The organism is Nonomuraea jabiensis, from assembly GCF_014204795.1.
Lineage (GTDB): Bacteria > Actinomycetota > Actinomycetes > Streptosporangiales > Streptosporangiaceae > Nonomuraea > Nonomuraea jabiensis.
In genome coordinates this window covers 1,857,400-1,883,632 of record NZ_JACHMB010000001.1, presented here as the reverse complement: position 1 = coordinate 1,883,632, position 26,233 = coordinate 1,857,400, and the positions used below count along the sequence as shown (strand labels likewise).

General features: G+C 71.4%; 21 protein-coding genes. 10 read left to right on the top strand and 11 right to left on the bottom strand.

Features of this window, described 5'->3' with window-relative positions; translation table 11 throughout:
• Positions 1–11 precede the first annotated feature (11 nt).
• Positions 12–803 (bottom strand): alpha/beta fold hydrolase, encoded by a 792-nt coding sequence (locus tag HD596_RS08090; protein WP_185068671.1) that lies wholly within the window; start codon positions 801–803, stop codon positions 12–14.
• Between the two features lie 83 nt (positions 804–886).
• On the opposite strand from HD596_RS08090, the gene HD596_RS08085 reads away from it, so the two are divergent.
• Together HD596_RS08085 and HD596_RS08080 are read left to right on the top strand one after the other, a co-directional pair.
• Positions 887–1,306 (top strand): YciI family protein, encoded by a 420-nt coding sequence (locus HD596_RS08085; protein ID WP_185068670.1) that lies wholly within the window; start codon positions 887–889, stop codon positions 1,304–1,306.
• An 11-nt stretch (positions 1,307–1,317) separates the two neighbouring features.
• Positions 1,318–2,532: a sigma-70 family RNA polymerase sigma factor gene (locus tag HD596_RS08080; RefSeq protein WP_313043209.1), complete on the top strand. Its 1,215-nt coding sequence runs from the start codon at positions 1,318–1,320 to the stop codon at positions 2,530–2,532.
• Here HD596_RS08080 and HD596_RS08075 read toward each other — a convergent pair.
• Positions 2,529–3,281 carry a PIG-L deacetylase family protein gene (locus HD596_RS08075; protein WP_185068669.1) on the bottom strand — a complete coding sequence of 251 codons (753 nt, stop codon included), beginning with the start codon at positions 3,279–3,281 and terminating at the stop codon, positions 2,529–2,531. The two genes, HD596_RS08080 and HD596_RS08075, sit on opposite strands and share 4 nt — an antisense overlap.
• A 58-nt stretch (positions 3,282–3,339) precedes the next feature.
• On the opposite strand from HD596_RS08075, the gene HD596_RS08070 reads away from it, so the two are divergent.
• On the top strand, positions 3,340–4,011 hold the full coding sequence (locus HD596_RS08070; RefSeq protein WP_246554214.1) for a TetR/AcrR family transcriptional regulator: 672 nt from the start codon (positions 3,340–3,342) through the stop codon (positions 4,009–4,011).
• Between the two features lie 430 nt (positions 4,012–4,441).
• On the opposite strand, the gene HD596_RS08065 is transcribed toward HD596_RS08070, so the two are convergent.
• Positions 4,442–5,374: a DUF5996 family protein gene (locus tag HD596_RS08065; RefSeq protein ID WP_185068668.1), complete on the bottom strand. Its 933-nt coding sequence runs from the start codon at positions 5,372–5,374 to the stop codon at positions 4,442–4,444.
• A gap of 14 nt (positions 5,375–5,388) precedes the next feature.
• Positions 5,389–6,150 carry an MBL fold metallo-hydrolase gene (locus HD596_RS08060; RefSeq protein WP_246554212.1) on the bottom strand — a complete coding sequence of 254 codons (762 nt, stop codon included), beginning with the start codon at positions 6,148–6,150 and terminating at the stop codon, positions 5,389–5,391.
• Between the two features lie 79 nt (positions 6,151–6,229).
• Here HD596_RS08060 and HD596_RS08055 point away from each other — a divergent pair, with 79 nt between their 5' ends.
• Positions 6,230–6,628: a MerR family transcriptional regulator gene (locus HD596_RS08055; protein ID WP_313043208.1), complete on the top strand. Its 399-nt coding sequence runs from the start codon at positions 6,230–6,232 to the stop codon at positions 6,626–6,628.
• A 9-nt stretch (positions 6,629–6,637) separates the two neighbouring features.
• Here the strand turns inward: HD596_RS08055 and HD596_RS08050 are convergent, their stop codons facing one another.
• Positions 6,638–7,837 (bottom strand): hypothetical protein, encoded by a 1,200-nt coding sequence (locus tag HD596_RS08050; RefSeq protein ID WP_185068665.1) that lies wholly within the window; start codon positions 7,835–7,837, stop codon positions 6,638–6,640.
• Between the two features lie 113 nt (positions 7,838–7,950).
• Entirely contained in the window at positions 7,951–9,585 is a 1,635-nt protein-coding gene (locus HD596_RS08045; RefSeq protein ID WP_185068664.1) for a dolichyl-phosphate-mannose--protein mannosyltransferase, read from the bottom strand.
• Positions 9,586–9,641: 56 nt separating this feature from the next.
• Between HD596_RS08045 and rsmI the strand changes: the two genes are divergently transcribed.
• Together rsmI and HD596_RS08035 are read left to right on the top strand one after the other, a co-directional pair.
• A complete protein-coding gene (gene rsmI, locus HD596_RS08040; RefSeq protein ID WP_185068663.1) occupies positions 9,642–10,511 on the top strand; it encodes a 16S rRNA (cytidine(1402)-2'-O)-methyltransferase in 870 nt (289 codons plus the stop codon).
• Positions 10,512–10,521: 10 nt separating this feature from the next.
• Complete coding sequence (locus HD596_RS08035; RefSeq protein WP_313043205.1) at positions 10,522–12,096, top strand: dolichyl-phosphate-mannose--protein mannosyltransferase; 1,575 nt, start codon at positions 10,522–10,524, stop codon at positions 12,094–12,096.
• Here HD596_RS08035 and HD596_RS08030 read toward each other — a convergent pair.
• The gene (locus tag HD596_RS08030) at positions 12,032–13,507 is read right to left on the bottom strand and encodes a hypothetical protein (RefSeq protein ID WP_246554206.1); all 1,476 of its coding nucleotides are present in this window, start codon (positions 13,505–13,507) and stop codon (positions 12,032–12,034) included. The two genes, HD596_RS08035 and HD596_RS08030, sit on opposite strands and share 65 nt — an antisense overlap.
• A gap of 171 nt (positions 13,508–13,678) precedes the next feature.
• Here HD596_RS08030 and HD596_RS08025 point away from each other — a divergent pair, with 171 nt between their 5' ends.
• Entirely contained in the window at positions 13,679–14,899 is a 1,221-nt protein-coding gene (locus HD596_RS08025) for a glycosyltransferase family 2 protein (protein ID WP_185068661.1), read from the top strand.
• An 87-nt stretch (positions 14,900–14,986) separates the two neighbouring features.
• Positions 14,987–16,768 (top strand): methionine--tRNA ligase, encoded by a 1,782-nt coding sequence (gene metG, locus HD596_RS08020; protein WP_185068660.1) that lies wholly within the window; start codon positions 14,987–14,989, stop codon positions 16,766–16,768.
• Here metG and HD596_RS08015 read toward each other — a convergent pair.
• On the bottom strand, positions 16,713–17,960 hold the full coding sequence (locus tag HD596_RS08015; RefSeq protein ID WP_185068659.1) for an FAD-dependent monooxygenase: 1,248 nt from the start codon (positions 17,958–17,960) through the stop codon (positions 16,713–16,715). The genes metG and HD596_RS08015 overlap by 56 nt on opposite strands.
• A gap of 57 nt (positions 17,961–18,017) precedes the next feature.
• Positions 18,018–21,257 (bottom strand): AfsR/SARP family transcriptional regulator, encoded by a 3,240-nt coding sequence (locus HD596_RS08010; protein WP_185068658.1) that lies wholly within the window; start codon positions 21,255–21,257, stop codon positions 18,018–18,020.
• Between the two features lie 19 nt (positions 21,258–21,276).
• Here HD596_RS08010 and HD596_RS08005 point away from each other — a divergent pair, with 19 nt between their 5' ends.
• A complete protein-coding gene (locus HD596_RS08005) occupies positions 21,277–22,131 on the top strand; it encodes a TatD family hydrolase (protein WP_376775825.1) in 855 nt (284 codons plus the stop codon).
• A gap of 83 nt (positions 22,132–22,214) precedes the next feature.
• The gene (locus HD596_RS63595; protein WP_185068656.1) at positions 22,215–23,141 is read left to right on the top strand and encodes a resuscitation-promoting factor; all 927 of its coding nucleotides are present in this window, start codon (positions 22,215–22,217) and stop codon (positions 23,139–23,141) included.
• Here the strand turns inward: HD596_RS63595 and HD596_RS07995 are convergent.
• Together HD596_RS07995 and HD596_RS61425 are read right to left on the bottom strand one after the other, a co-directional pair.
• Positions 23,130–24,317, bottom strand: coding sequence for an FG-GAP repeat protein (locus HD596_RS07995; RefSeq protein ID WP_185068655.1), 1,188 nt, complete (start codon positions 24,315–24,317; stop codon positions 23,130–23,132). The genes HD596_RS63595 and HD596_RS07995 overlap by 12 nt on opposite strands.
• Entirely contained in the window at positions 24,317–26,224 is a 1,908-nt protein-coding gene (locus HD596_RS61425) for a serine/threonine protein kinase (RefSeq protein WP_313043198.1), read from the bottom strand. Before HD596_RS61425 ends, HD596_RS07995 begins: the two co-directional genes overlap by 1 nt.
• Positions 26,225–26,233: the final 9 nt, after the last annotated feature.

Genomic DNA, 26,233 nt, shown 5'->3' with positions numbered 1-26,233 from the left:
AGTAGGTCAGATCAGGTCCTACTTGCGCCGCCGAGCAGGAAATCCAGCACCAGAGGGCTCGCGACCTGCCTGAACTCCTCGAAGTACGCGTGCCGCGCCCCCTCGATCATCCGCAGCTCCGCCCCGGGGATGCGGTCGGCCAGCAGCGGCGCGTTGGCCGCCGGGTTGAACACGTCGTCGGTGCCGTGCACCACCAGCGTGGGCGCGGTGATGGAGGGCAGCGCGGCCCAGCTGTCGTGCCCGGCGCTGGCGGCCAGGTGGCGGCGGCGCGCGTACGCGGGCATGGCCGGGTCGCCGACCGTGCGGTGGGGGCCCGGGTGGGTGGCCAGCCAGGCAGGCGTGTACATGAGCTCCAGCAGCGCCCGCTCGGCGGCCGCCCGGTCCGGCTGGGCCAGCGACCTGCGCACGTCGTTGTCCCGCTCGATGCCGTGGGCGCCGCCCGGCGAGCTGCAGCCGAGCACCAGCGACCCGACCCGCTCGGGATGGTCGGCCGCCAGCCACTGGGCCACCCGCCCGCCCATCGACGTCCCGTAGACGTGCGCCTTCTCCACGCCCAGCTCGTCGAGCACGGCCAGCACGTCGGCGGCGAACCCCCGGGTGGTGTACGGCTCGTCGGGTTTGTCGCTGCCGCCCGTGCCGCGGTAGTCGAAGGTGATGGTGCGGAACTCCTGCTCGAAGTCCGGGCGTACGGGATCCCACCAGCGGTGCTCGTTGGCCTGCCCCTGCAGGAGGACGAGGGGCTGCCCGCCGCCGCGGACCTGGTAGGACAGCTTCACGCCGTCCACGGCTGTCGCAAATGGCATGTCTGGCATCGTAGGGGTGTCCGGTGAGCGGGCTCGGCTCCGACGTACCTGGTGAGAGGCACACGAGAGAGGACTCGGTCACCATGAAGTACATGATCCTGTCGTACGGCACGCAGCAGGACTACGACGTCCTGTCCGGCAAGGACGCCGAAGGGCAGCCTGCCTGGTCGCCGGCGGACGTCGCGGCGATGCACCAGTTCATGGAGGCGTTCAACAAGGAGCTGGAGGAGTCCGGCGAGCTCGTGGAGACGCGCGGCCTGGTCGCGCCCGTGCACACCAGGAGGCTCCACCTGCGCGACGGCGTCCCGGTCGTGACCGACGGCCCGTACGCGGAGACGCAGGAGGTGCTCGCGGGCTACTGGATCGTCGAGTGCGACAGCTTCGACCGGGCGACCGAGATCGCCGGACGCCTGTCGAAGTGCCCGAGCCCCGGCGGCGTCTGGGACGGCAGCGTGACCGACGTCCGGCCCATCGCCGAGGGCGGCGCGGACCTGGGGTTCTGATCGACGGCACGGTGGCCGGGGACCTGCTGCGCGAGCTGGCGCCGCAGGTCCTCGGCGCGGTGGTACGGCGTTACGGGCATTTCGCCACCGCCGAGGACGCCGTCCAGGAGGCGCTGCTGGCGGCCGCGGTGCAGTGGCCGAAGGAGGGCGTACCGGACGATCCGCGGGCGTGGCTGATCACCGTCGCCGCGCGCCGGCTGACCGACCTGCTGCGCAGCGAGCAGGCGCGCCTGCGCCGCGAGGACGCCGTGGCGGCCTGGACGCTGCCGGAGGACTGGCTGGCGCCCGCCGCCGACCAGCCGGTCTCCGGGGCGGACGACACGCTCATCCTGCTGTTCATGTGCTGCCACCCGTCGCTGTCGCCGGCCTCGCAGATCGCGCTCACCCTGCGCGCGGTCGGCGGCCTGACGACGGCGGAGATCGCCCGCGCGTTCCTGGTGCCCGAGGGCACGATGACGCGCCGCATCACGCGGGCCAAGCAGCGCGTCAAGGACAGCGGCCTGCCGTTCGGGCTGCCCAGGGCGGAGGAGCGGGCCGAGCGCCTCGGCGTGGTGCTGCACGTGCTCTACCTGATCTTCAACGAGGGGTACGCCGGCACGTCCGGGCCCGACCTGGTGCGCGCGGAGCTGACCGACGAGGCGATCCGGCTGGCCCGCATGGTGCGCCGGCTGCTGCCCGACGACCCCGAGGTGGCGGGGCTGCTCGCGCTCATGCTGCTCACCGACGCGCGGCGACCGGCGCGTACGGGCCCCGACGGCGCGCTGATCCCGATGGCCGAGCAGGACCGCGCCAAGTGGCACTCCGGCCACATCGCCGAGGGCGTCGACCTGGTCACTCGGGCGCTCTCCCGCGGCACGCCGGGCCCGTACCAGCTCCAGGCGGCGATCGCGGCCGTGCATGACGAGGCGCCGAGCGCGGAGGAGACCGACTGGCCGCAGATCGTCGCGCTGTACGAGCTGCTGATGCGCATCGCCGGCAACCCCATGGTGGCACTCAACCACGCCGTCGCCGTGGCCATGGCCCGCGGCCCACTCGCGGGACTCCGCCTGCTCGAACCCCTCCAGGAGCACCTCTCGGACGACCACCGGCTGCACGCGGTCCGCGGGCACCTGCTGGAGCTGGCGGGCGACCACGCGGCCGCCCGCGACTCCTACGAGGAGGCGGCCAGGCGTACGACCAGCTTCCCGCAGCAGCGTTACCTGCGTGGCCGGGCGGCGCGGCTCTAGCGGGTCTTCGCCTCGACGTACCATTCGCGGCCGAGCAGCAGGCCGAACACGGGCGCCGGGAGCCGCACGAGCACTCTCGCGACGGCGGACAGCCGGCCGCCGCCGCTGATCTGGGAGCGGTGGGCGGCCAGCGCCCGCTGCTTCCGCCCGGCGTAGCGGCGCACGTCGATCCGGTGGGTGATGGCCTTGCCGGGGCTGTACGCCTTCGCCAGCTCGCGCTCGTCGTAGCGGAGCGGGATCCGCAGCAGGCGGACCAGGCGCAGCAGCCGGACGGCGGCGTCACGCGGGACCGTGGCCTCCAGCACGCGGGGCACCCCGGCCAGCGCGGCGGCCCGCTTGCCGACCTCGTGCACCTTGACGTGGTCGCGGTGGCCGTAGCCGCCGTTGGGGTCGTAGCTGAGCAGGAGGTCCACCTTCTCCTCGCGCAGGATCGCGGCGAGCCTGGCCGCGGCCTCCTCCGTGCTCGCGCGTACGAACCGCATCCGGTCCGGCGGGTCGGGGTACAGGTCCTTGCCGTGCCCGCTGTCGGCGTAGCCCAGGTGCTCGACGCGCGCCACGCCCAGCTCGGCGGCGGCGGCGCGCAGCTCGTCCATCCTGGTCGTGCCGCCCTCCGCGACGGACTTCATGACGCCGTCGGTCGCGACCACGACGATCACGCGGTGGCCCTCGGCGGCGGCGCGGGCGAGCGTTCCGCCGGTCAGGAGCACCTCGTCGTCCGGATGCGCGTGGAAAGCCAGGAGTGTCGCCATAGCCGGTCACCCTATATTCCATTGACGGAGTGAGTACTCACTCCGTACCGTGATGGCCATGACGAACGAGACGGGCCGGCGACGCGCGCCGGCGATGAGTCCTGAACAGCGCCGCGAGATGATCGTCAGGGCGGCGCTCCCGCTGGTGGTGGAGTACGGCACCTCCGTGACCACCGGCCAGGTCGCCCGCGCCGCGGGCATCGGCGAAGGCACCATCTTCCGGGCCTTCGGCGACAAGGAGACCCTGCTCGCCGCCTGCATGGCGGAGGCGGCGCGGCCCGACGACACGCTCGCGCACGTGGCGGCGATCGCGCTGGACGTGCCGCTGGAGGAGCGGCTGATCGAGGCCGCGGAGGCGCTGCGCGGCTACCTGGCCCGGATGGGCGCCGTCGCCGGTGCCCTGGCCGCCTCGGGCGGCCTCCGCCGCGACCCCCGCCTCCTGGGCACGCCCTCCGACGCCTCCGGAGAGGGGCGTGGCCCGGCCGAGGGGCCGCGGGGAGGGGCGCAGGCCCTGTCGGGGCGGGAGGCGTCGATGGCGGCCACCCGCGACGTGCTGACCGGGCTGTTCGAGCCCGAACGCGACGACCTCAGGCTGCCCCCGGAGCGGCTGGCCGAGGCGTTCCAGTTCCTGATCCTGGCGTCCGGGCGGGGCGGCTCGTCCCCGCTCACCTCTCAGGAGCTGGTCCACCTGTTCCTGCACGGCGCGCTGAAGGGCGGCGAGGCCGGGTGACGGACCTCTACGAGGACCTCCCGGCGCGCAGCCGCACGGCGGTGACGTACGCGCTGCTCGGCTGCGCCTTCCTGAGCATGCTGGACGGTGGCGTGGATCGGCGGGGTGGCGGGGGTGCTGGCGTTCGCGGCCCTCCTCGCCATGCGCGACACCGCCCTGACGGCTCCCGCCCGCTCCTAGCGGCCCTGGGCCGGTCGTCATCTCGTGGTGGCCGGAAATTCGTGTCGGGGTGGGGAATGTTCGGGGGGTGGGTGTGGTTACATAGATCGTGGCCGGTGTGTCCAGTGTCCCCGGGCCTCACCTATTGCCTTCGCGGAATACCGTTCGGCTGGAGCCGCGTTGTGCCTTTCGCCGAGAGGCGACCTGCACACCGGTTGCCATACGTTGAGCGCCCGCCCTCCCCGGAGGGCGGGCGCTCAATACTTTCCGCTCAGTACTTCTCGTAGTACGGGTCCGTGACGCCCCCGGGGGAGCTCAGCGCCTCCGTGTCGAGCCCGGTCAGCCGGGCCCCCGCCCGGTAGGCGCTGTCCAGGAACTCCAGCACGGACGCGACCGGGTCACCCATCGCGCGCACGTCGTCGTACCGGAGGACGGCCAGGTGGCTGCCCCGTGCGGCCAGCCACTCGGCCTCGATGGGCCGCAGCGGCTCGCGTTCCAGGCCCTGGGGCTCCGGCGCGGTGTAGGAGTAGAACGCCGGCCACGGCCGCTCCTTGTCGCCGAACCAGAACCCCGAGCTGATGACCTCCCAGCTGTACGCCTCCCGCGTGACCGGGTCGGCGTCGGGCGAGACCCGGACCACCCGCCCGGTGAAGCGGGTCACGGCGATGTCGAACGTGTGCCAGAAGTGGTGCACCGGCGAGGTCTTGCCGGCGAAGTCCGCGGCGAAGCGGTCGAGGAGCTGCGCCACCTGCGACAGGATCCGCCAGTAGCGGTTGATCAGGACGGGGTCGTACCGGGCGTGCAGGGTGTCGTCGGCGAACGGCGTGTCGTCGCCCAGGTCGAACGGCACGGCCCAGATCTCCGGCCGGATCCCCAGCCCCGCGAGCGTCTCGAAGAGCCGGTCGTGGAACGACGCCACCGACCGCCCGATCAGGCTGAACTCGGCGCTGCGCCCGTCGAGCACGTCCACCACCAGCCGGTGGCGCACCAGGTCGAAGTCGATGCTGAACAGCGGCTGCTCGCCCAGCCCGCCCATCGGCCGGGTGGTGAGCCCGCGCCCGGTCGGATGGAAGGGCACCTGCCACCAGTGATTGCGCCGGTTGCTCGACGACAACCGGATCTTCCCCACGATCTGCGCGAACCTGTGAAAGGTCTCCTTGACCTCCGCCCACTCCGCGAGCGGCATGGCTGGGAACAACTCCATGAGACCAATGGTAACTACCGTATGTAATGGGACAGTTCCCACGGGTCATGCGCGGAGAAGACTGTGACGCCGTGGTCGTGTACGAGCGAGCGCAGGCGCTCCTGGCTCGACAGGCGGCGCTCGGCGTCGACCTGGGCGCTGACCTGCACGAGGTCCATCAGCGGGTGCGGCTGGGGCTCGCGGTCCAGTTCGCCGTGGTAGAAGTACGCGTCTCCGGCGTGCAGCAGCCAGCGCTCGCCGTCGTTGACCGCCACTCCGGCGTGCCCGCGGGTGTGCCCGTCCAGCGGCACGAGCAGGAAGTCCTCGCCCAGCCCCGCCAGCGGCCGCACCCCGTCCACGCCCAGCCAGCGGGTGCCCTTATCCGGATAAGTCACCCAATTGGGGGAGTGGGCCCAGTGGCCCGGGCGGTAGCGGCGGTTGGGGGCCTGGGCGAGGGCGTCCTCCAGTTCGGCCGCCATGACATGCACCTGGGCGTGCGGGAAGTCGGGCAGGCCGCCGCTGTGGTCCACGTCCAGGTGGGTCAGCACGATGTGCCGTACGTCGAGCGGGTCGTAACCGAGCGCGGCGACCTGCCGCACTGCGGTCTCGTCGGGCGAGAGCAGCGGCTCGACGAGCTCCGCCCACTCGCGCTCCAGCATCTCCTGGGGCTTGGCCACGTCGTCGAGGCCCAGCCCGGCCTCGACCAGGACGAGCCCGGAGGCGGGCGTCTCGACCAGCAGCGCGTGGCACACGGCGGGCGCCGCCGGCTGCCCGGCCGGGGATTCGATCTCTCGCATGGAGCCGAGGTTCAGGTGGTGAATTCGCATGCGCACTAGACTGCGACTTGAAGCGCGGTTCAAGTCAAGGAGCCAGGTCGTGGAAGACACGTTGATCGACATAGGCGAGGTGGCCAGGCAGAGCGGGCTGGCCGCGTCGGCGCTGCGGTTCTACGAGCGCAAGGGGCTCATCCAGGCGGAAGGGCGCAACGGCCTGCGCCGCGCGTACCGTCCCGAGACGCTGGAGCGCCTGGCGCTGATCACGTGCGCCCGTGACGCGGGGTTCACGCTGTCGGAGATCGCCGAGTTCCTGCGGGCCAGGCCGTCCGACGCGAGGCTGCGCGAGCGCATGGCGGCCAAGGAGCGCGAGGTGTCCGAGCGGGTCGCGCAGCTCACCCGGCTGCGCGACAGCCTGCGGCACGCGGTGACCTGCGACCACGACCCGCTCGTGGAATGTCCCGAGTTCAAGCAGGCCGTGGGCCGCGTGCCGCTGGGCTGAGCACGTTCGTCAGCTTGGGTTGACGTACTTCCTCGGTCGCAGGGCGTGGGCGCGCAGGGCCGCCAGGGCGGCGAACTGGCCGGAGCGGTCCATCCGCACCACCAGCTCGTCGCTGAAGGCCAGCCCCAGGGCGGTGAGCTGCGAGATCAGGTCGGCCACCGGCGCGGCGACGTCCTTCACGGTCGTGGTGGGATGCCAGCCCTCGCCGCCGACCACTTCCGCCACCCGCTCGCGCAACTCGGCGGGTGACATCAGCGTGCCGTCGGCCAGCAGCATCAGCGCGGCCTCCCGCGCCGACACCTCGAACTCGTGCTTCCCCCTGGCCAGCAGCAGCTTCGTGACCGCCGACCACATGGCCGACTTGGACTTGAGCAGCCGCCGGCCGTAGTCGGTGATGGCCAGTTTCGCGCCGTCGCGGCTGATGGCGCCGAGCTCCCGCTCGGCCAGCTCGCGCAGCCTGAGCGCCTCGGGCGAGGGCGCCAGCCGCAGCGGCAGGCTCTCCTCCGAGGCGGCCAGGGTGAGGAGGCGGTGCAACGGGGGCAGGGGCTGCGGGGTGATGGGCGCGTGCAGGCGCACCTCGAACGGCTGGGCCAGCTCGCGCCTGGCCGGGCCGCGCCCCAGCACCCAGCGGTTGAGGCGTTCGCCGTGGACCCGGTTGAGCCAGCTGTCGCCGCCCAGATCGGAGCGGGGCTCGGTGAGCCAGCGGCGGGTCAGGGCGATGCGGTCGACGGTCTCACCGGCGACGATCGCCAGCTCCAGGGCGGCGGAGCAGGCGAGGTGCGCACCCAGCTCCTCGGGCCCCATGATCATGCTCCACTGCAGTTCGGGGACGTCGGGCGGGAGCACGCCCGTGGCCTCGAGCGCCTGCTGGTAGGCGCTGGTGCCGGCGTCCTCGCCCTCGCGGGCGTAGGTACGGAGGATCTGGAGGGTCGTGGGTGACACGCACAGAGCGGCATAGCGCTCCATCCCGCCGAGCTGGAGCAGCCGCCCGAGCGAACGTGCCAGCCGTTCGTGGTCGCCTCCAGGCTTGAGCGGCCCTACTTTGATCGGCAGGGTGTACCAGAGGAACTCGCAGACGTCGAGCTGGGTCACCGTTTCCAGCGGCTCCCCGCCCGTCAGCCATTCGACGGCGGTCCTGGCCTCCTCGGCCAACTCCGGCTGAGAGCGCTCCAACTCGGCGAGCAGGGCGGTGACATCCGGTGCACTCATGCCTCGAAGTTTGCCGTATCGACCCCGGGCCTGACGATGGCCGAATCCGGTGCGTATTGGGTCTTGCACAGCGATAACCCTAAGAAACCACTATTGGGCGGACGGTAAGCAGATCATATCCACCGCTTCTCGAACAACATGCGAGCCTTCCACTCGGTGTACGGGATGAGTTCGGCGGACAGGATCGGGTGCAGCCACCAGAAGTTGATGAGCGCGAGCAGCGTGAACGCGCCGACCACGGCGGCCCCGACGGTGCGCCGTACCGGCATCGCCCCCGTGATCGTCGGTTTCGACGACCCGATCAGCAGCCCGGCGCACAGCGTGATGGCCAGCACCATGAACGGCACCATCGGGATGGCGTAGAACAGGAACATCGTACGGTTGTCGGCGACGGCGAAGTAGATCCACGGCACCAGACCCATGGCGTACGACAGCAGCACGGCCCCCGCCCGCCAGTCGCGCGAGGAGACGTACCACGCGATCAGGGCCACCAGCGCGGCCACCGCCCCGAACCAGATCACCGGCGTGCCCACGCCCAGCACGGCCTCGGAGCAGTCCTTGACGCCGCACGCGTTCTGCCTGCCCTCGTAGTAGAAGGCGACCGGGCGCAGCAGCAGCGGCCACTGCCAGGGCTCCGACATGTACGGGTGCGAGGTCTCCAGCCCGCTGTGGAAGGTGTAGACCTGCCACTGGTACTTGATCCACGACCGCATCGAGTCGAAGAGGAAGAAGAGCGGGTTGTCCGCGGAGGTGGCCTGGGCCCAGTTGCGGCCGTAGCCGGTCGCGTTGGCGAACCAGCCGACCCAGGTGGCCATGTAGGTGACGAACGGCACCACGGCGAACGCCAGGAACGCCTGCGGCACGTCCTTGTTGAACGCCCCGACGTACGGATGCCGCAGCCCCACGGCCCGCCGGGCGCCGAAGTCCCACATCACGGACATGATCGCGAACGCCACGGCGAACGCCAGCCCCGACCACTTGACCGACATCGCCAAGGCCAGGCAGACCCCGGCGGCGATCCGCCACCACCTGATCCCCAGCGAGGGGCCGTGCGGCGACAGCGGCGAGCTCTCGTACCAGGTCGCGAGCCGCTCGCGGGCCTGGTCGCGATCGACCACCAGGCAGGCGAACGCGGCCAGCACCCAGAACATCAGGAAGATGTCCAGCAGCGCCGTGCGCGAGAGCACGTAGTGCAGGCCGTCGAGGGCCAGCAGCAGGCCGGCGAAGCAGCCCAGCAGCGTCGACCGCGTCATCCTGCGGGCCACCCTGGCCAGGATGAGGATCGACAGCGACCCGATCAGCGCGGCGGCGAAGCGCCAGCCGAACGGGTTGAGCCCGAACAGCCACTCGCCCGCGCCGATCATCCACTTGCCCAGCGGCGGGTGGACGACGTAGGAGGCGCACTTGTCGAGGGTCTCGGGCGTGCACGACTGCCAGATGTCGGTCTTTCCGGCGATGATCGCCTTGTCGGCGTCCTTGATGGTGGTCCGCTCGACACCCCAGGTGATCAGCGAGAACGCGTCCTTCATGTAGTACGTCTCGTCGAACACCACCGCCTTGGGGTGGCCCAGGTTGATGAAGCGCAGGATGGCGCCGAAAAGGGTGACCAGCAGCGGGCCGATCCAGCCCCACAGGATGCTGCCGTGCATGGGAGGCACGAGCCGTTCGCGTACGGACATCGTCTTGGGAAGGCTGTCGCCGACCTCCGAGCTCTCGTTGGCCTGGTATGGGGAATCGGTCACCGCCATTCGGACATCGTACGGGCCCCAAGCCGATCGCAAACGCAGAAACACGGTTATTTGGGATGCCCTGCCACAATGGTCAGGTGACTGGAGACGGCAGGTTGGTGCTGGCAGGCGCCCCCATCGGCCAGGCGGGTGACGTCTCGCCGCGGCTGCGCGAGGTGCTGGAGAGCGCCGACGTGGTGGCCGCCGAGGACACCAGGCGCCTGCGCAGGCTCGCGACCGAGCTGGGCGTGGAGATCGAGGGCCGGGTGGTGTCCTATTACGACCAGAACGAGGCGGCCCGGGCCAAGGAGCTCCTGGAGACCCTGAAAGAGGGCCGCACGGTCGTGGTCATCACGGACGCGGGCATGCCGGGCGTCTCCGACCCCGGCTACCGCCTGACGCGCCTGGCGATCGACGAGGGCATCACGGTCACCGCGCTGCCGGGGCCGAGCGCCGTCACGACCGCGCTGGCCGTGTCCGGGCTGGCCAGCGACCGGTTCTGCTTCGAGGGCTTCCCGCCGCGCAAGCCCGGCGAGCGGGCCCGCCGCCTGGCCGCCCTGGCGGCCGAGGAGCGCACGATGGTCTTCTTCGAGTCGCCGCGCCGGCTGGCGAGCTCCCTTGAGGCCATGGCCGAGGCGTTCGGCCCCGACCGGCAGGCCGCCGTGTGCCGCGAGCTGACCAAGACGTACGAGGAGATCCGCCGGGGCGGGCTCGGCGAGCTGGCCGAATGGGCGGCGAAGGACGTCAAGGGCGAGATCACGCTCGTGGTCGCCGGATATGCGCCGGGGGAGGGCGAGCCGGACCTGGACGAGCTGGTCGCCGAGGTGGACCGCAGGGTCGCCGAGGGCGTCCAGCGCAGGCTCGCCGTCGCCGAGGTGGCCAAGCAGGCGGGCATCCCCAAACGCGAGCTGTATGACCTGGTTCACAGGAGATCCCCTACGCCATAGGGTGCGCATCGTGAGGAACTGGGGGGTTTCCGCTCAGCGACTGGTCCCGCCGATGCCGGGGACACCCACGCTGGGCTGGGCCGGGCCGATCCTGGTCGCGCTGTTCGGCGGCCTCCTGCGGTTCATCAGGCTCGACGAGCCCAAGGCCGTCGTCTTCGACGAGACGTACTACGCCAAGGACGCGTACTCGCTGATCACGCACGGCGTCGAGCGGACCATGCTCGGCGACGCTAAGGACCCGATCGCCGACAAACGCCTCATCACCGGCAACCTGGACATCTTCAAACAGTGCCCGCAGCCCGACGACTGCGCCTCGTTCGTGGCCCACCCGCCGCTGGGCAAGTGGATGATCGGCGTGGGGGAGTGGCTGTTCGGGATGGACCCGTTCGGCTGGCGCTTCGCCGCCGCGCTGATCGGCACGCTGTCCATCCTGGTCATGGCCAGGGTGGCGCGCAGGATGACGCGGTCGACGCTGCTGGGCTGCCTGGCCGGGCTGCTGCTCTCGCTCGACGGCCTGCACCTGGTGCTCTCGCGCACGGCGCTGCTGGACATCTTCCTGATGTTCTGGGTGCTGGCCGGGTTCGCCTGCCTGGTGACCGACCGGGACTGGGCGCGGCAACGGCTGGCCGACCGGCACGAGCGCGGGCCTGTCAGAGGGCTGGGACCGCGGCCGTGGCGGCTCGCGGCCGGGCTCTGCCTGGGGGCGGCGTGCGCGGTGAAGTGGTCGGGGATCTTCTTCCTGATCGCGTTCGCGGTCATGAGCCTCATGTGGGACCTGGGGGCCAGGCGGGCGCTGGGGGTGCGGCAGCCGTACCGGGGGGCGTTCTCGTACGACCTGCCGGGCGCGTTCGCGGCCATGGCGCTCGTGCCCGCGCTCACCTTCCTGGCGTCGTGGACCGGGTGGTTCGCCACCTCCGGCGGCTGGGGGCGCAACTGGGCGCAGGCCACCTCGTCCGGGCCCGTGTTCTTCGTGGTCGACTCGGTGCGGTCGTGGCTGCAATACCAGCTGCAGGTGCTGGGCTACCACAGCAACCTGCACGAATACCACCCGTACATGTCGGAGCCGTGGCAGTGGCCGCTGCTGATCAGGCCGGTCTCGTTCCACTACCCGTCGGACCTCCCGCCGTCGGCCTGCGGGGCCGACAAGTGCTCACAGGCCGTGCTCGGGGTCGGCACCCCGGCCCTGTGGTACGCCGCCGTGCTGGCGCTGGTCGGCCTCGTCGCGTGGTACGTGGCCACGCGCGACTGGCGGGCGGGGGCGGTGCTGCTGGGCGTCGCGGCCGGCTGGCTGCCGTGGTTCTACTACGCCCTCGCCGACAACCGGACGATGTACCTGTTCTACATGATCCCCGTCGTGCCGTTCATGGTGCTGGCGCTCGTGCTGGTGGCGGGGCTGGCGCTGGGCAGGCAGGACGCCCCGTCGCCGCGACGGGCGGCCGGGGCCGCGGTGGTGGGGGCGTTCGCGCTCGTCGTGCTGATCAACTTCTGGTGGCTCTATCCGGTGCTGACCGCCGAGACGATCACACACGCAGACTGGTGGGCTCGGATGCTGATGCGTTCTTGGGTGACCGCCGCGCCCAAGTGACGCCGCGGCGCAGCGTGATCGCCGCGGCGACGCAGGCCAGCGGGACGGCCGGGAGCACGTACCGGTAGTCGAACTCCGCCGTCGCCGCCGGGGCCAGCAGCAGCCCCACCGCGCCGAGCCACGGCAGCACCACCGGGCCGCCGAACTTGCGCCACCTGACCGCGACGCCGTACAGGCCGATCAGCAGGATGCCGCCGAGCATGATGCCGCGCAGGTAGAACACCTTCTGGTAGCCGCTCATGATGTCGGCCCACGGGTGCACGATGCGGGTCTCCGGCGGGCCCTGCTCGTAGCTGAACGCGTCGGTGTCGGTGCGGCCGCCCGCGTACGACGACCACCTCGGCAGCCGCTTGGGCTGGCCGCTCTCGTCCGGCTCGACGTACGGCTTGAACTCGTACATGCCGTACGTGGACGGGTCGGGGAACATCGGCCGGCTCCAGTGGAAGGAGCGGAAGAAGTCACGCGTGACCACCTTGAGGTAGTCGCCGGGCTGCGACAGGATCGCCCGCGTGGCGAACGCGCTGGCCGCGTCGTTGGTGATCTCGCTCCACTTCTTGTTGATGCCCCACCGGTGCAGCACCTCGCCGGTGCCCGTGCCGTCGCCGTTGCCCTGGCCCCACAGGTACCACTGCGCGTAGTCCTTGCGCTGGCTGACCGGGTCGTTGATGCACAGCAGGAGGAGCTGGACCTCCTTGTACTTGTCGATCTTCATCTTGTTGCAGTCGGCGAAGATGGCCGTGCGCATGTAGAGGATGAGACCGTCGCTGTTGGTCATCGCGAACTTGCCGTACGCGGAGGCGAACCAGCCCATGTACGCCATCACCGGCACCGCGCAGGCCGTGATGACGGCGACGACCGGGCGCCAGCCGGTCCGCTTGACCAGCAGGTAGAGCACCACCAGCGCCAGGATCGGCAGGCCGATCGAGCGGGTCAGCCACGTCACCGCCAGCAGCAGGCCGACGACCGCGCCCGCCCGCCACGACAGCCGCCGCTTCCACAGCACCAGCGTGATGACGCCCACCACGAGCAGCGTGAACATGCTGTCGGACATCACCAGCTGCTCGAGCTGGATCTGGTACGCGTCCAGCAGCACCGGCGCCGCCGCCAGCGTGGCGCCCCACTTCGGCAGCCGGAACTTGATCCGCAGCAACGCGTAGATCAGGCAGGCCGTGGCCAGGCCCATCAGGTGCTGGGTGAAGATCACCAGTGCGAAGCTGTGGAACGGCTTGAGCATCATCAGCCAGAAGCTGTAGCCGTCGGGCCTGATCGGGTGCGGCCGCGGGTGCAGCGCCACCGAGACGTACTCGTAGGAGTCGTTGAACCACATGGCCGGGCCGTAGCCGAGCATGGTGATGAGCCGCAGCACGGCGCCTACGCCGAAAACCGCGGCGAACACTCGATGCCGGCGCAAGAATGACAGCCAACGCGCTGCCCGGCCAGGAGCGGAGTGGTCCACAGGGGTAATCTCCGCGACGCTCACCATGCTGTAAAGAATGCCAGTCGTTTTTGGGTCTTGACCCGAGCACGGTTGGGCACAGGGCATGATGGTTCACTGGAAGAGTCTTAACTGAAGGGTAGACACGTGGAACTGACGGTGGTCATGCCCTGCCTCAATGAGGCGGAGACCGTGGAAGTCTGTGTACGCAAGGCGCTGGCGTGCATGGAGGAGCACGGCATCGAGGGCGAGGTCCTGATCGCCGACAACGGCAGCACGGACGGCTCGCAACAGCTCGCCCGCGACGCCGGAGCCCGCGTGGTCCACGTCGACGAGAAGGGCTATGGCAACGCCCTCATGGGCGGGATCAGGGCAGCTCGCGGCAAATACGTCATCATGGGCGACGCCGACGACTCCTATGACTTCACCGCGCTGCTGCCGTTCGTGGAGCAGCTGCGTGACGGCGCCGACCTGGTGATGGGAAACCGCTTCAAGGGCGGCATCGCCCCGGGCGCCATGCCCCCGCTCCACCGCTACCTCGGCAACCCGGTGCTGTCGTTCATCGGCCGGCTGTTCTTCCCCTCGGCCATCGGTGACTTCCACTGCGGGCTGCGCGGGTTCCGGCGCGACTCGATCCTCAAGTTGCAGCTGCAGACGGGCGGCATGGAGTTCGCCTCCGAGATGGTGGTCCGCTCCACGCTGTCGGGCCTCGACGTGCGCGAGGTGCCCACCACGCTCTCGCCCGACGGCCGCTCCCGCCCGCCGCACCTGCGCTCCTGGCGCGACGGCTGGCGCCACCTGCGCTTCCTGCTGCTCTACAGCCCCAAGTGGCTGTTCTTCTACCCCGGCGTGCTGATGATGATCATCGGCCTCGTCGCCGGGACGGCGCTGACGTTCGGCCCGGTGGAGATCGGGGAGCTGGCCTTCGACGTCGACACCCTCGTCGGGTCGTCCGCCCTGGTCGTGATCGGCTTCCAGGCGGCCCTGTTCGCCGTGTTCACCAAGGTCTACGCGGCCGAGGAGGGCTTCCTGCCCGAGTCGCCGCGCATCCGGCGGCTGATCGACATCGTGAGCCTGGAGAAGGGGCTCGTGGTCGGCGGCCTGCTCGCGCTGGCCGGTCTGGTCGGCCTGGTGATGTCGCTGGTCCACTGGCAGGTGCGCAGCTTCGGCGAGCTCGACCCGCGCGAGTCCCTGCGCATCGTCGTGCCCTCCGCGACCGCCCTGATCATGAGCTTCCAGACGATCTTCGCGGCGCTGTTCGTCAGCATCCTCGGCATCCGCCGCACGCGCGAGAGCTCCATCGACGTGGCCGCCAAGGCCGCCGAGGAGGCCGCGGAGGCGGTTTCCCTGGAGGAGTCCAAGCGATAGCCGTTCCCGGCGGCGGGGTCCGGACGGGCCCCGCCGACACGGGGGATTCGGTCCGAGACGGACAGGGAGCCCCGTAGGCTAAGGACTATGTCCCAGCACATCTTGACCGCCGTAGCGTGGCCGTACGCGAACGGCCCCCGCCACATCGGGCACGTCTCCGGGTTCGGCGTGCCGTCCGACGTCTTCAGCCGCTACCAGCGGATGGCGGGCAACAAGGTGCTGATGGTGTCAGGCACCGACGAGCACGGCACGCCCATCCAGGTGCAGGCCGACAAGGAAGGCGTGACCGCCAGGGAGCTGGCCGACCGCTACAACCGCGTCATCGCCGAGGACCTCACCGGCCTCGGGCTCTCCTACGACCTGTTCACCAGGACCACGACGAAAAACCACTACGCCGTCACACAAGAGATCTTCAAGGGCCTCTACGACAACGGCTATATCTTCCCCAAGACCACGATGGGGGCGATCTCCCCCTCGACCGGCCGCACGCTGCCCGACCGCTACATCGAGGGCACCTGCCCCATCTGCGGCTACGACGGCGCGCGCGGCGACCAGTGCGACAACTGCGGCAACCAGCTCGACCCGATCCAGCTGATCAACCCCAAGAGCCGCATCAACGGCGAGACGCCCACGTTCGTCGAGACCGAGCACTTCATGCTCGACCTGCCCGCCTTCACCGAGGTCCTCGGCTCCTACCTGCAGTCCAAGCAGGGCGAGTGGCGGCCCAACGTGCTGAAGTTCGCGCTCAACCTGCTCGGCGACCTGCAGCCGCGGGCGATCAGCCGCGACCTCGACTGGGGCGTGCCGATCCCGCTCGACGGCTGGCGCGACCAGCCCAACAAGCGGCTCTATGTGTGGTTCGACGCGGTGATCGGCTACCTGTCGGCGTCCATCGAGTGGGCCAGGCGCTCCGGCGACCCCGACGCGTGGCGCGAGTGGTGGCAGAACCCCGACGCCCGCGGCTACTACTTCATGGGCAAGGACAACATCGTCTTCCACGCCGAGATCTGGCCGGCGATGCTGTTCGGCTACAGCGGGCGCGGCGACCGCGCCGGCACCGCGGGCTCGCTCGGCGCGCTCGAAGTGCCGTCCGAGGTGGTCTCCAGCGAGTTCCTGACCATGGAGGGCAAGAAGTTCTCCTCCTCCAGGCAAGTAGTAATTTACGTAAGAGATTTCCTGGCGCGTTACGACGCCGACGCCCTGCGCTACTACATCGCGGTGGCCGGACCGGAAAACCAGGACACCGATTTCACCTGGCAGGAGTTCGTCAACCGCAACAACGGCGAGCTGGTCGCGGCCTGGGGAAACCTCGTCAACCGGTCGATCTCGATGGCGGCGAAGAACTTCGGGGCCGTGCCCGAGCCGGGCGACCTCACCGACGCCGACCGGGCCCTGCTGGAGCGCTCGCGCAAGGCGTTCGCGCCGGTGGGCGAGGAGCTGAGCAGGTCGCGCTTCAAGAACGCGATCAACGAGGCGTTCGACGTGGTCCGCGAGGCCAACAAATACCTGGCCGAGCAGGAGCCGTGGAAGCTCAAGGAGGACCCGGAGCGGCAGAAGTCGATCCTGCACGTCGCGCTCCAGGTCGTCGACGACGCCAAGACGATGCTCACGCCGTTCCTGCCCAGCTCGTCCAACAAGGTCTTCAGCATGCTCGGCGGCGAGGGCGTGTGGTCCGGCATGCCGGAGATCCGCGAGGTCGACGAGGACGGCGGCACCCCCTACCCGGTGATCACCGGCGAGTACGACGGAGCGGCCCGGTGGGAGCACCGGCCGATCAAGCCGGGCACGCCGCTCGCGCCGCCCGTGCCGCTGTTCAAGAAGCTCGACCCGAAGGTCGTGGACGAGGAGCTGGCCCGGCTGGGCGAGTGACCTCGTAGGCTCCATAGTCCTTGAGGCTGATGGCGCTGGCGGTCTTCCTGACCGACTTCGCCATCAGCCCCTTCCACGGCAGATACGGCAGGAGCCGGTAGTTCTGGTTCATGAACCAGGCCATGAACCTGTTCTCCGGCACCATGAACCTGCTGACGCCCACGGCCGACCGCTGGCAGCCCTCGGCGTAGGCCCGCACCTCCCGCTCGTAGCGGGCGAAGGCGGCCCGGTGGTCCCCGCCTGCCCCAGCCAGTTCGCTCGCCAGCTCGCCCGCCAGCACGTACGCGCTCACCACCGCCAGCCCGGTGCCCATGCCGGACAGCGGGGAGGCGCAGCACGCGGCGTCGCCGAGCAGCACCACCCGGCCGCGTGACCAGGAGTCCAGGCGGATCTGGCTGATCGAGTCGAAGTAGAGGTCGTCGGTCAGCCGCATCCTGCGCATCAGCTCCGGGACCTCCCAGCCGACGCCCTCGTACGCCCGCTCCAGGAGCTCCCGCTGGCGGTCGACGTCGTGCCGGTCGTGGTCGAGCGGCGGCGAGCCGAACCAGAACACCGCCCTGGCCTCGGTGTTCCCCCGGGCGCTGTGGATCGCGACCATCTTGCCCGGCGGGTTGTAGGTGAGGCCGGTGTGGTCGAGCCCCAGGTAGTTGTCGATCGGGAACACCGCCGCGTAGAGGCCCAGGTAGGACAGGTAGTCCTCCTCGGGACCGAAGGCCAGGGAGCGCACGTTGGAGTGCAGGCCGTCCGCGCCCACCACGAGGTCGAAGCGCCTGGCCGGGCTCCGCTCGAAGGAGACCGTCACCCCGTCCGCGTCCTGGTCGACGGCCGTGATGGAGTCGCCGAAGACGTACTCGGTGGTGGGCTCGGTGGCGTCGTACAGGATGCGGGCCAGGTCGCCGCGGAGGATCTCGACGTCGCCCGCGAACAGGTCGGCGGGCATGGCCACGATCTTCTTCCCGGCCTCGTTGACGTTCCACATGGCGCCCATGTGGGTCTGGTGGCGTTCGACGGCGTCCAGGATGCCCATCCTGCGCAGAACGGTCAGGTGCGCCTCGCCGCGGAAGTCCACGGCGTAGCCGCCGTCACGGAGGGCGGGGGCACGTTCGACGACGGTGGCGCGGTGGCCGTACCGGGTGAGCCAGAGGGCGAGCGCGGGGCCGGCGACGCTCGCGCCGGAGATCAGGATGTCCATGCCCGCGACCCTGCCGCCCCGGCCTCACCGCACCCTCACCGCGCCCTCACTGGGCTCTCACCAGGGGCCCTGCTGATCGGTGACGGCGGCGATGGCGCTCAGCGGTGAGCGGTCGACGACCTCGTCGGGCACCCCGGCGAGCGCCAGCGCCTCCCGGTGCGAGAGCCGCGTCCCCGCCCGCCGCGCCCGCGTGTAGGCCGGCTCGCCCAGCGCCGCCCGCACCCGCCCCGCGACCTCGGGCTCCCGGGGCAGCTCGATCCCCCGCATGACGACGGCGGCCCCCAGCAGCGTGGCCGCCCGCTCGGCGCCGTCGTCATCGAACGCCAGCGCGGCCAGCGCCTCGAACGCCCGGGCGGTCTCGGGCAGCGCGCCCGACTCGACCGCGCCCGCCACCGCCCGCTCGTAGGACTCTCTGGCCGCCTTCCGATCCCCTTCGGCCTCGGCCACCCGGCCCAGACCGACGTGGAGCCGGGCCTGGTTCCCCGCCGACTTGACCCATGCGGGGTCCGACTGCCGCAGCGCCCGCTCGTACAGCTCCCGGGCCCGGGCCGGATCGCCTTCCGCGAAGGCCACGTCACCGAGCCCGCGCAGGGCGGCGGCCAGGTACGTCGGCAGGCCCGCCCGCCCCGCCAGCTCGGCGGCCCGCTCGTAGTCGGCCCGCGCCCCGGCCGGGTCGGTCCCGATACGGTGATCGCCCCGGTTGCACAACAGGTCGGGCAGGTCCTCCTCGGCCCCGAGCTGCTCGGCCAGCACGATCGCCTCCTCCACGCGCGCCACGGCCGTGGCGTCGTCGCCGCAGGTGCCGGCCAGCCACGACAGCCCGTCCAGGGCCAGCGCCATGCCCCAGCGGTCGCCGAGCACCCTGAACTGGCCGAGCGCCGCCGTCAGATCGGCCTCCGCCGAGGCGAACTCCCCGGCGGTCATCTGCGGATAGGCCCAGATGAACCGGGCTATCGCCTGCTCCCACGGGTCCCCGTCCCGCGCGGCCCGCCGCAGCACCGTGAGCGCCACCGTCGGATCGATCGAACCCGCCGTGATCATCGGCCACAGGAACGTGACGAGCGGGTAGCGCCGCGCACCGGAACCCGCGGTGACCATCGTCTCGGCCCAGCTCTTGTGGCTCTCCCAGGCGTCCCTGCCGGTGCTCCCGGCCAGCGCGGACAGCAGGCACAGCACGTACGCCTCGCCCAGCTCCGGATCCGGCGCGGGACCCGCCGCCTCCAGCAGCGCCACCGCCGGGGCGGTCGCGGCGGCGCGCATGCCGCGCATCCACAGGTACGACGACTGGGCCGCCAGCAGCCGCATGCCGAGCGCCACCTCCCCGGACTCCACCGCCCAGCGCAGCGCCGCCTGCAGGTTGTCGTGCTCGGCGGCGAGCAGGTCGAGGTGGTGGAGCTGCCCGGCGCCGCGCAGATGCGGGTCCGACCGTTCGGCCAGGTCGAGGAAGTAAGCGGCGTGGGCCCTCCGTACGGTGTGCGCCTCGCCGGCCAGCTGCTCGGCGCAGAACGCGCGGATGGTCTCCAGCATGCGATAGCGGCCGCCGCCCGCCTGGAGGAGCGATTTGTCGGCCAGGGAGTCCAGCAGGTCCTCGGCGTCCGGCAGCCCGCACACCTCGGCGGCGGCCCGGGCCGTGGCACCGCCGGAGAAGACGGTCAGGCGCCTGGCCATGGCCTTCTCCCGGTCGGTGAGCAGCTCCCAGCTCCAGGCGACGACCGCGCGCAGGGTCCGGTGCCGGGGGTCGGCCGTACGGCTGCCGCGTGAGAGCAGGCTGAAGCGGTCCTGGTCCGCCAGCCGTACGGCCAGCTCGTGGGCCTCGTGCGTACGCATGCGGGCGGCGGCCAGCTCGATGGCCAGCGGGAGCCCGTCGAGCGCCGCGCAGATCCGCTCGACCGATTCGTCCGGAGTGAAGCCCGGGCACGCGGCGGCGGCCCGGTCGGTGAAGAGCCGGACGGCGTCGGCGGGGGCGAGCGGGTGCACCGGCCAGAGGTGCTCGGCCGTGACGGCCAGCGGCTCGCGGCTGGTGGCCAGGACGCGGAGGGCGGGGCAGGCGGAGAGCAGGCGTTCGGCGAGCTGGGCGGCTTCGTGGACGACGTGCTCGCAGTTGTCGAGGACCAGCAGCAGCGGGCGCCCGGCCAGCGCCGCGACCAGCCGGTCCACCGGCGCGGCCCGCTCCGCCGGGCCGAGGGCACGACCGCCCAGCAGGCCGCTCTCCCGCACACCGAGCACACCGAGCACCACCTGCGCCAGCTCCACCCCGCCCCCGACCCCCGCCGAGCCCGCCCCCGCCGCACCGGGACCCGCCGCACCGGGACCCGCCGTGCTCGTCCCCGACGCGACGGCACGCACTGAGGCCAGCTCGACCAGCACCACCTCGGCCGGCTCCCGGTTGCCGCCCTGGGGTGGCTCGCCGATCGACCGGGCGACCTCGACCGCCAGCCGGGTCTTGCCCGCGCCGCCCGGCCCCAGCAGCGTCACCAGGCGTGCGGAGCCGAGCAGCGCGGACACCGCCGCCACGTCGGCGTCCCGTCCGACGAAGCTCGTCAGCCTGGCGGGCAACGCCCGCCGCACCGGCGCGCCAGGATCGGCATCCCCGCGCAGCAGGCGGCCGTGCAGGTCGGCCAGCTCGGACGACGGATCCGCGCCCAGCTCGTCCGCCAGCAGCCGCCGGCCGTCCTCGAACACCACCAGCGCCTCGGCGGGCCGCCCGTCCGCCTGGAGGGCACGCATGAGCTGGCCGCGCAGCCGTTCCCGCAGCGGGTGCCGCTCGATCAGCTCGCGCAGCTCCGCCACGACCTCCCGGTGGGCGCCGCGCCGCAGGTCGGCCTCGATCCGGTCTTCGAGCGCGGCCAGCCGCCGCTCCTCCAGGAAGGCCCCGTGCTCGGGGTCCAGGTCCGCGACCGCCGCCCCCCGCCACAGCGCCAGAGCCTCCCGCAGCAGCCCGGCGGCCCGGACGGGGTCCCCGCCGCCCTCGAAGGCGTCCCGGCCCTCGTCGGCGAGGCGCAGGAAACGGTGGGCGTCGATGTCGTCGGGCGCGGCGAGCAGCCGGTAGCCGAGCTCGGTCAGCTCGATCGCGACCCCGTCCCGCCGCAGCCGGGACACCTGCGAGTGCAGCGCGTGCACCGCGTCACCGCGGCCCCGATCCCCGTAGAGGACGTCGACGAGCCGATCCCGGCTGACCACCTCACCGGGGCGGAGCAGCAGCAGCGCCAGCAGCGCCCGCCGTGCGGGACCGCCGAGCGGCACCTCGCCCCCGTCCGCGCGCCAGGCCGTGGTGCTGCCGAGGATGCCGAACCGCATGGACGCTACTTTAGAACTCGTGACCAAGCTTCCCGCCGCTCCCGAGCCGCTTTCCGCACCGGTGTTCGACAGCCACTGCCATCTTGACATCATGGTCGGCAACAGGCAGGCGTCGTCCGGCGATCCGGTGGCGCAGGCCGCGCAGGCGTCGGAGGCCAGCGTTCGGAGCATCCTGGAGGACTCCAGGGCGGTCGGCGTGACGCGGCTGGTCACCATCGGCTACGACCTGAGGTCCTCCAGGTGGAACGCCGAGGTGGCGGCCGAGCAGGAGGGCGTGTACGCCGGGGTGGCCATCCACCCCAACGAGGCCCACGAGGCCACCGCGGAGGTCCTGGCCGAGATCGAGAGCCTCGCGCGGCGGCCGGAGGTGCGGGCGGTGGGGGAGACCGGGCTCGACTACTTCCGGGACTGGGCGAGCAAGGAAGATCAGCACGCGAGCTTCCGCGCGCACATCGAGATCGCCAAGCGCACCGGCAAGGCCCTGGTCATCCACGACCGCGACGCGCATGAAGACGTGCTGAGGGTGCTGGCCGAGGAGGGCGCGCCGGACAAGGTCGTCTTCCACAGCTTCTCGGGCGACGCCGAAATGGCTAAAAAGTGTGTCGAAGCCGGATATTTCATGTCTTTTTCCGGGCCTGTGACGTACAAGAACGCCGCCTACCTCCGCGAGGCCGCCCAGACCGCACCGCAGGAGCTCATGCTCGTCGAAACCGACGCCCCCTACCTGCCGCCGGTCCCGCACCGCGGCAAGCCCAACGCCCCCTACCTCATACCACTCACTTTGCGCTGCCTGGCGGAGGTCAAAGGGGTCCATCCGGATCAGTTGTGCGAGGCGATCAGTGCCAACGGAGTCATGGTCTTCGGCGAGTGGTGACCATCTTTTGATGAACCCGCGGCTGCGGGGACGGGCGCGACGCTAACGTTCGGGCGGTCACTGACCGTTACCGGAGGTGGTTCGTGCGAGGTAAGAGGCGCGCGCCTCGTCCCCCGATCCCGTGGCGTTCACCGTGGACGCCGGTCGTGTGCCTGGCGGGCATGGTGGCGCTGGGGGCGCTCGTGGCGGTGTCGTCCCTGGTCAAAGAGGTCGTCTTGATCGTCGACGGCAGGCAGTCGCAGGTCCGCGCGTTCGCGGGGACCGTGCACGACGTGCTCGCCGAGGCCGGGGTCTCGGTGGGGTACGGCGACCTCGTACGCCCTCCCGCCCACGAGGACGTCACCGACGGATCCACCATCGAGGTACGCCACGCCCGCCCGATCACCCTGACCCTGGACGGCCGCACCAGCAGGCACCTGGTCACCGCCACGAACGTCGGCGACGCCCTCGCCGAACTCGACCTCACCCCGGCCGCCGGCAAGCTCTCCGCGCCGCCGGACGACGCGGTGCCGCTGTCGGGGATGGAGCTGACCGTCTACACCAGGCGCAAGGTGTACGTGGTCGCGGGCACGAACCGGATCACCTCCCGCACCACCGCCAGGACGGTACGCGAGGTGCTCAGGCAGAAGCGCATCCCGCTGCGCCGCGGCTACGTGGTGAACCCGCCGCTCGGCAGCTTCCCCAAGGACGGGACGGTCATCACGGTCACACCACCCCGCACCATACCGATCCGCCCGGAGGTGCTACGGCTCAACTGGCAGGCCCTGGCCGAATGCGCCGCCCTGGGCGACCCGCAGGCATACAACCCGGACGGGCCGTACTACGGGATGTACCAGTTCAGCCTGCCCGTGTGGCAGGCCGTGGGCGGGATGGGGATACCCAGCACGTGGCCGGCGGAGGAGCAGACGTACCGGGCGCAGGTCCTCTACCAGCAGATGGGCAGCCGCTGGCAGACCCAGTGGCCGAACTGCGCCGACCGCCTCTTCGACCCGGTGGGGTCATCCCGATAGGGACACCCCGAAGTCCGCGCCCTCGGGCGGCTGGATCGGCTGGAGCGTCTCGGCGTTCCGCCCGGCCACCCCCACCTTCCCGGACGGCCGCGCGTCCGGCTGTCCCACGTACAGCTTGTTGCCGCTGAACGCCACCGACCATCCGAACAGCCCGTCGGTGGTCGCCAGCCGCCGGTCCTCGGCCGCGTTCTTCCAGGAGACCACCCGGACACCGCCCCCGTACGGGGCGCCGATGGCCAGCCTGCCGTCCGCCGACGCCGCCATCGAGAACCCGAACGCCTGCTTGCCCCCCTGCGTCACCCTCCGCGTCGGTTTCCTGCCGGGGTCGAGCAGCTGCACGTAACCGGGGCCGGGGGAGCTCACCGCGTACCCGGCGCCCTCGCCGTACGCCACCGAGTAGCCGAACCTGTCGCCGGAGACGTCCGTCGGCGAGTCCAGCTTGAACGACGTGATCTTGGGTGCCAGCACGTCGTCGATGAAGACCACCGACCCCGAGTCGATCTTGCCGGTCTCCACCTGGCGGCCGGCGCCGTCGTCGTTCTCGTACGGGACGCCGACGACCAGCTCGTTCTTCGGCCCGAACGCCATCGACCAGCCGAACTGGTCGCCGACCTCGCTGTTGCCCCGCACGTCGTCGGACTCCTGGCTGATCCTGCGCAGCTGGCCGGCGCCCTTGCGCACGTAGATCGCGCCCGCGTCCGGGAGCCGTCCCTCGTCCTCGTACGGCGCGCTGATCGCCAGCAGGTCGCCGCGCGCGGCCAGCGACCAGCCGAAGTGCGCGAACCGCTGGGGCTGGGCCGCGGTCAGCCGCTGGGGAGGCGTGGCGCCGCCGCCGTAGACGACGTACGCGGCGCCGGCGTCCTCGGTGCCGTCCACGTCCGCGTACGGCGCGCCGATCACCAGGTCGGCGCAGGCGTCGGCGTCGACCTTGGCCAGCCGTACGGACCAGCCGAAGGCGTCGCCCCTGGCCAGGTCCGGGACGGTGACGGGGACGACCTTGTCGCCCGACAGCACGCTCACCGAGCCCTTCTGGTCGTCCGCGAACGGGTCGCCCACGGCGACGTCGTCCACGCCGTCACCGTCGAAGTCGGCGGCTCCGGCGCAGGCCGCCGCGCCGGAGTGCATGAGCGGTGTCCCCGCCGCGAGCATGAGCGCGATGAGCGCGGATCGGATCATCACAGCGCGACCTCGATCTGCTTGCCGTTCTCGAGCATGGTCGCCGTCAGCTTCACGGGTTTGCGGTACATGGCCAGGTCGAACACGAACGCGCTGTCCACCCGCGCGCCCGGCAGGATGGCCGGGGGCAGGGTGAGGGCGGCCGGGTCGTGTTCGCCGCCCCGGTCGTCGACCATGGTGACGACGGGCTGGATCAGCTGCCTGCGCTCACCGCCGGGGTTGAGCATCGTCCAGCGGATCACGCAGAGCTGGCCCTGGGTCGCGGTCTTGCCCTCGTACTCCTTCAGCCCGCACTCCGGCGCCGACGCGACGATCGCGACGGGGTCGTCGAAGTTGGCGCCCAGCGCGAAGCGGCGGCCCACGTCGTTCGGGCCGGCGGTGCCGGCCGTCTGGGACGGGGTGCCGGGGGTGGCGGTGGTGACCGTGTTGCGGGCGGAGTTGACGATCAGTACGGCCACCGTCACGACGATGGCCAGCACGGCGGCCGCGGCGGCGATGAGCCACCGGGTACCCTTCGTCCGGGAGCCGCCGAGAGTGTCGGGTTCGTCGACGCCGGCCAGGGTCCCGGGCGGCCGGGTGTCGGTGCCGGGCAGGCTGCCTTGGCGGAGCTGCACCAGGGGGTCCGGCCCGCCCGAGCGCGCCTGCTCCTCCTTCTTCTTGGCCAGGGCTTCGGCCTGAGCCTGCTCCCGCTGCCGCGCCTGCGCCTCCCAGCGCGCGAACTCTTCCTTGGCGGCTTCTTCCTCCCTGCGCGCCAGCTCCTCGACGGACGGTTGAGGGGGCGCGCCCGCGTTCCCGAACGATCCCGGCACGCTGGGAGCACCGGCAGCACCGCCCGGCACACCGGGAGGCCCCGTCACGCTGGGAGCCTCCGAGACACTGGAGACGCCAGGGATACTCGGGTTGGCCGGGACACTGGAGCTTCTACCGGTGGCATCGCTCGGCGGCGGTGTCGTAAAAGTAGCCGTGATATCCGGCTCATCCACGACATTCTGCGGCGGCTGCCATTCGTTGAGCATCTCGGTCGCGACCAAGGTGGGCGGATCGGCGGGGCGCGCCGGCGTACTGCCTCCCACCAGGGCGATCAGGAGATCCTGCGCCGACGGGCGGGCGGTGGGGTCCATGGAGGTGGCCCGCCGTACTAACTCGTTGAGCGGCGCGGGCAGCACGCCCAGGTCGGGCGGGGCGTTCAGCACGCGCGTGGCCAGCGTGATGGGGTCGCCGCGGCCGAACGGGTGCCGCCCGTTGCCCGCGTACGCCACCAGGCAGCCCCAGGCGAAGATGTCGGCCGCCGGGCTGACCACCTCGCCCCGCACCTGCTCAGGGGCCCACCATCCGGGGCTGCCCAGCAGTTCGCCGGAGAGCGTGAACCCGGTCTCCCGGTCGAGCGCCCTGGCGATGCCGAAGTCGATCACCCTGGGCCCCGACAACGACAGGATCACGTTCGCCGGTTTCAGGTCTCTGTGCACGAGCCCGGCCACGTGGATCGCCGCCAGCGCCGCCGCGACCCCCAGCGCGACGCCGTGCAGCGGCCCGGGTTCCAGAGCGCCGTATTTCGCGATCTGATCCGAGAGCGGGGTGCCCGCGATGTACTCGGTCACCATGTACGGACGTCCGTCCCCGGTGTTGCCGTTGTCCAGCACCTGGGCAGTGCAGAACGACGCCACCCGGCGAGCGTTCTCGACCTCCGCATGGAACCTGGCCGCGAACCCCTCCTGGTTGGCGAACTCCGCCTTGACGACCTTGAGCGCGACGAATCGACCCGTCGGTGCCCGCGCGAGGAACACGGTCCCCATCCCGCCCTCGCCGAGCCGGCCCAGCAGCCGGTACGGTCCGATTTCCCGCAAGTCCGTCGGGCGGAGCGGCGCGGCGCCCGTTGGCTCCATGAGGGACGTCCCTTCCTGTTCCACGCCATCCTC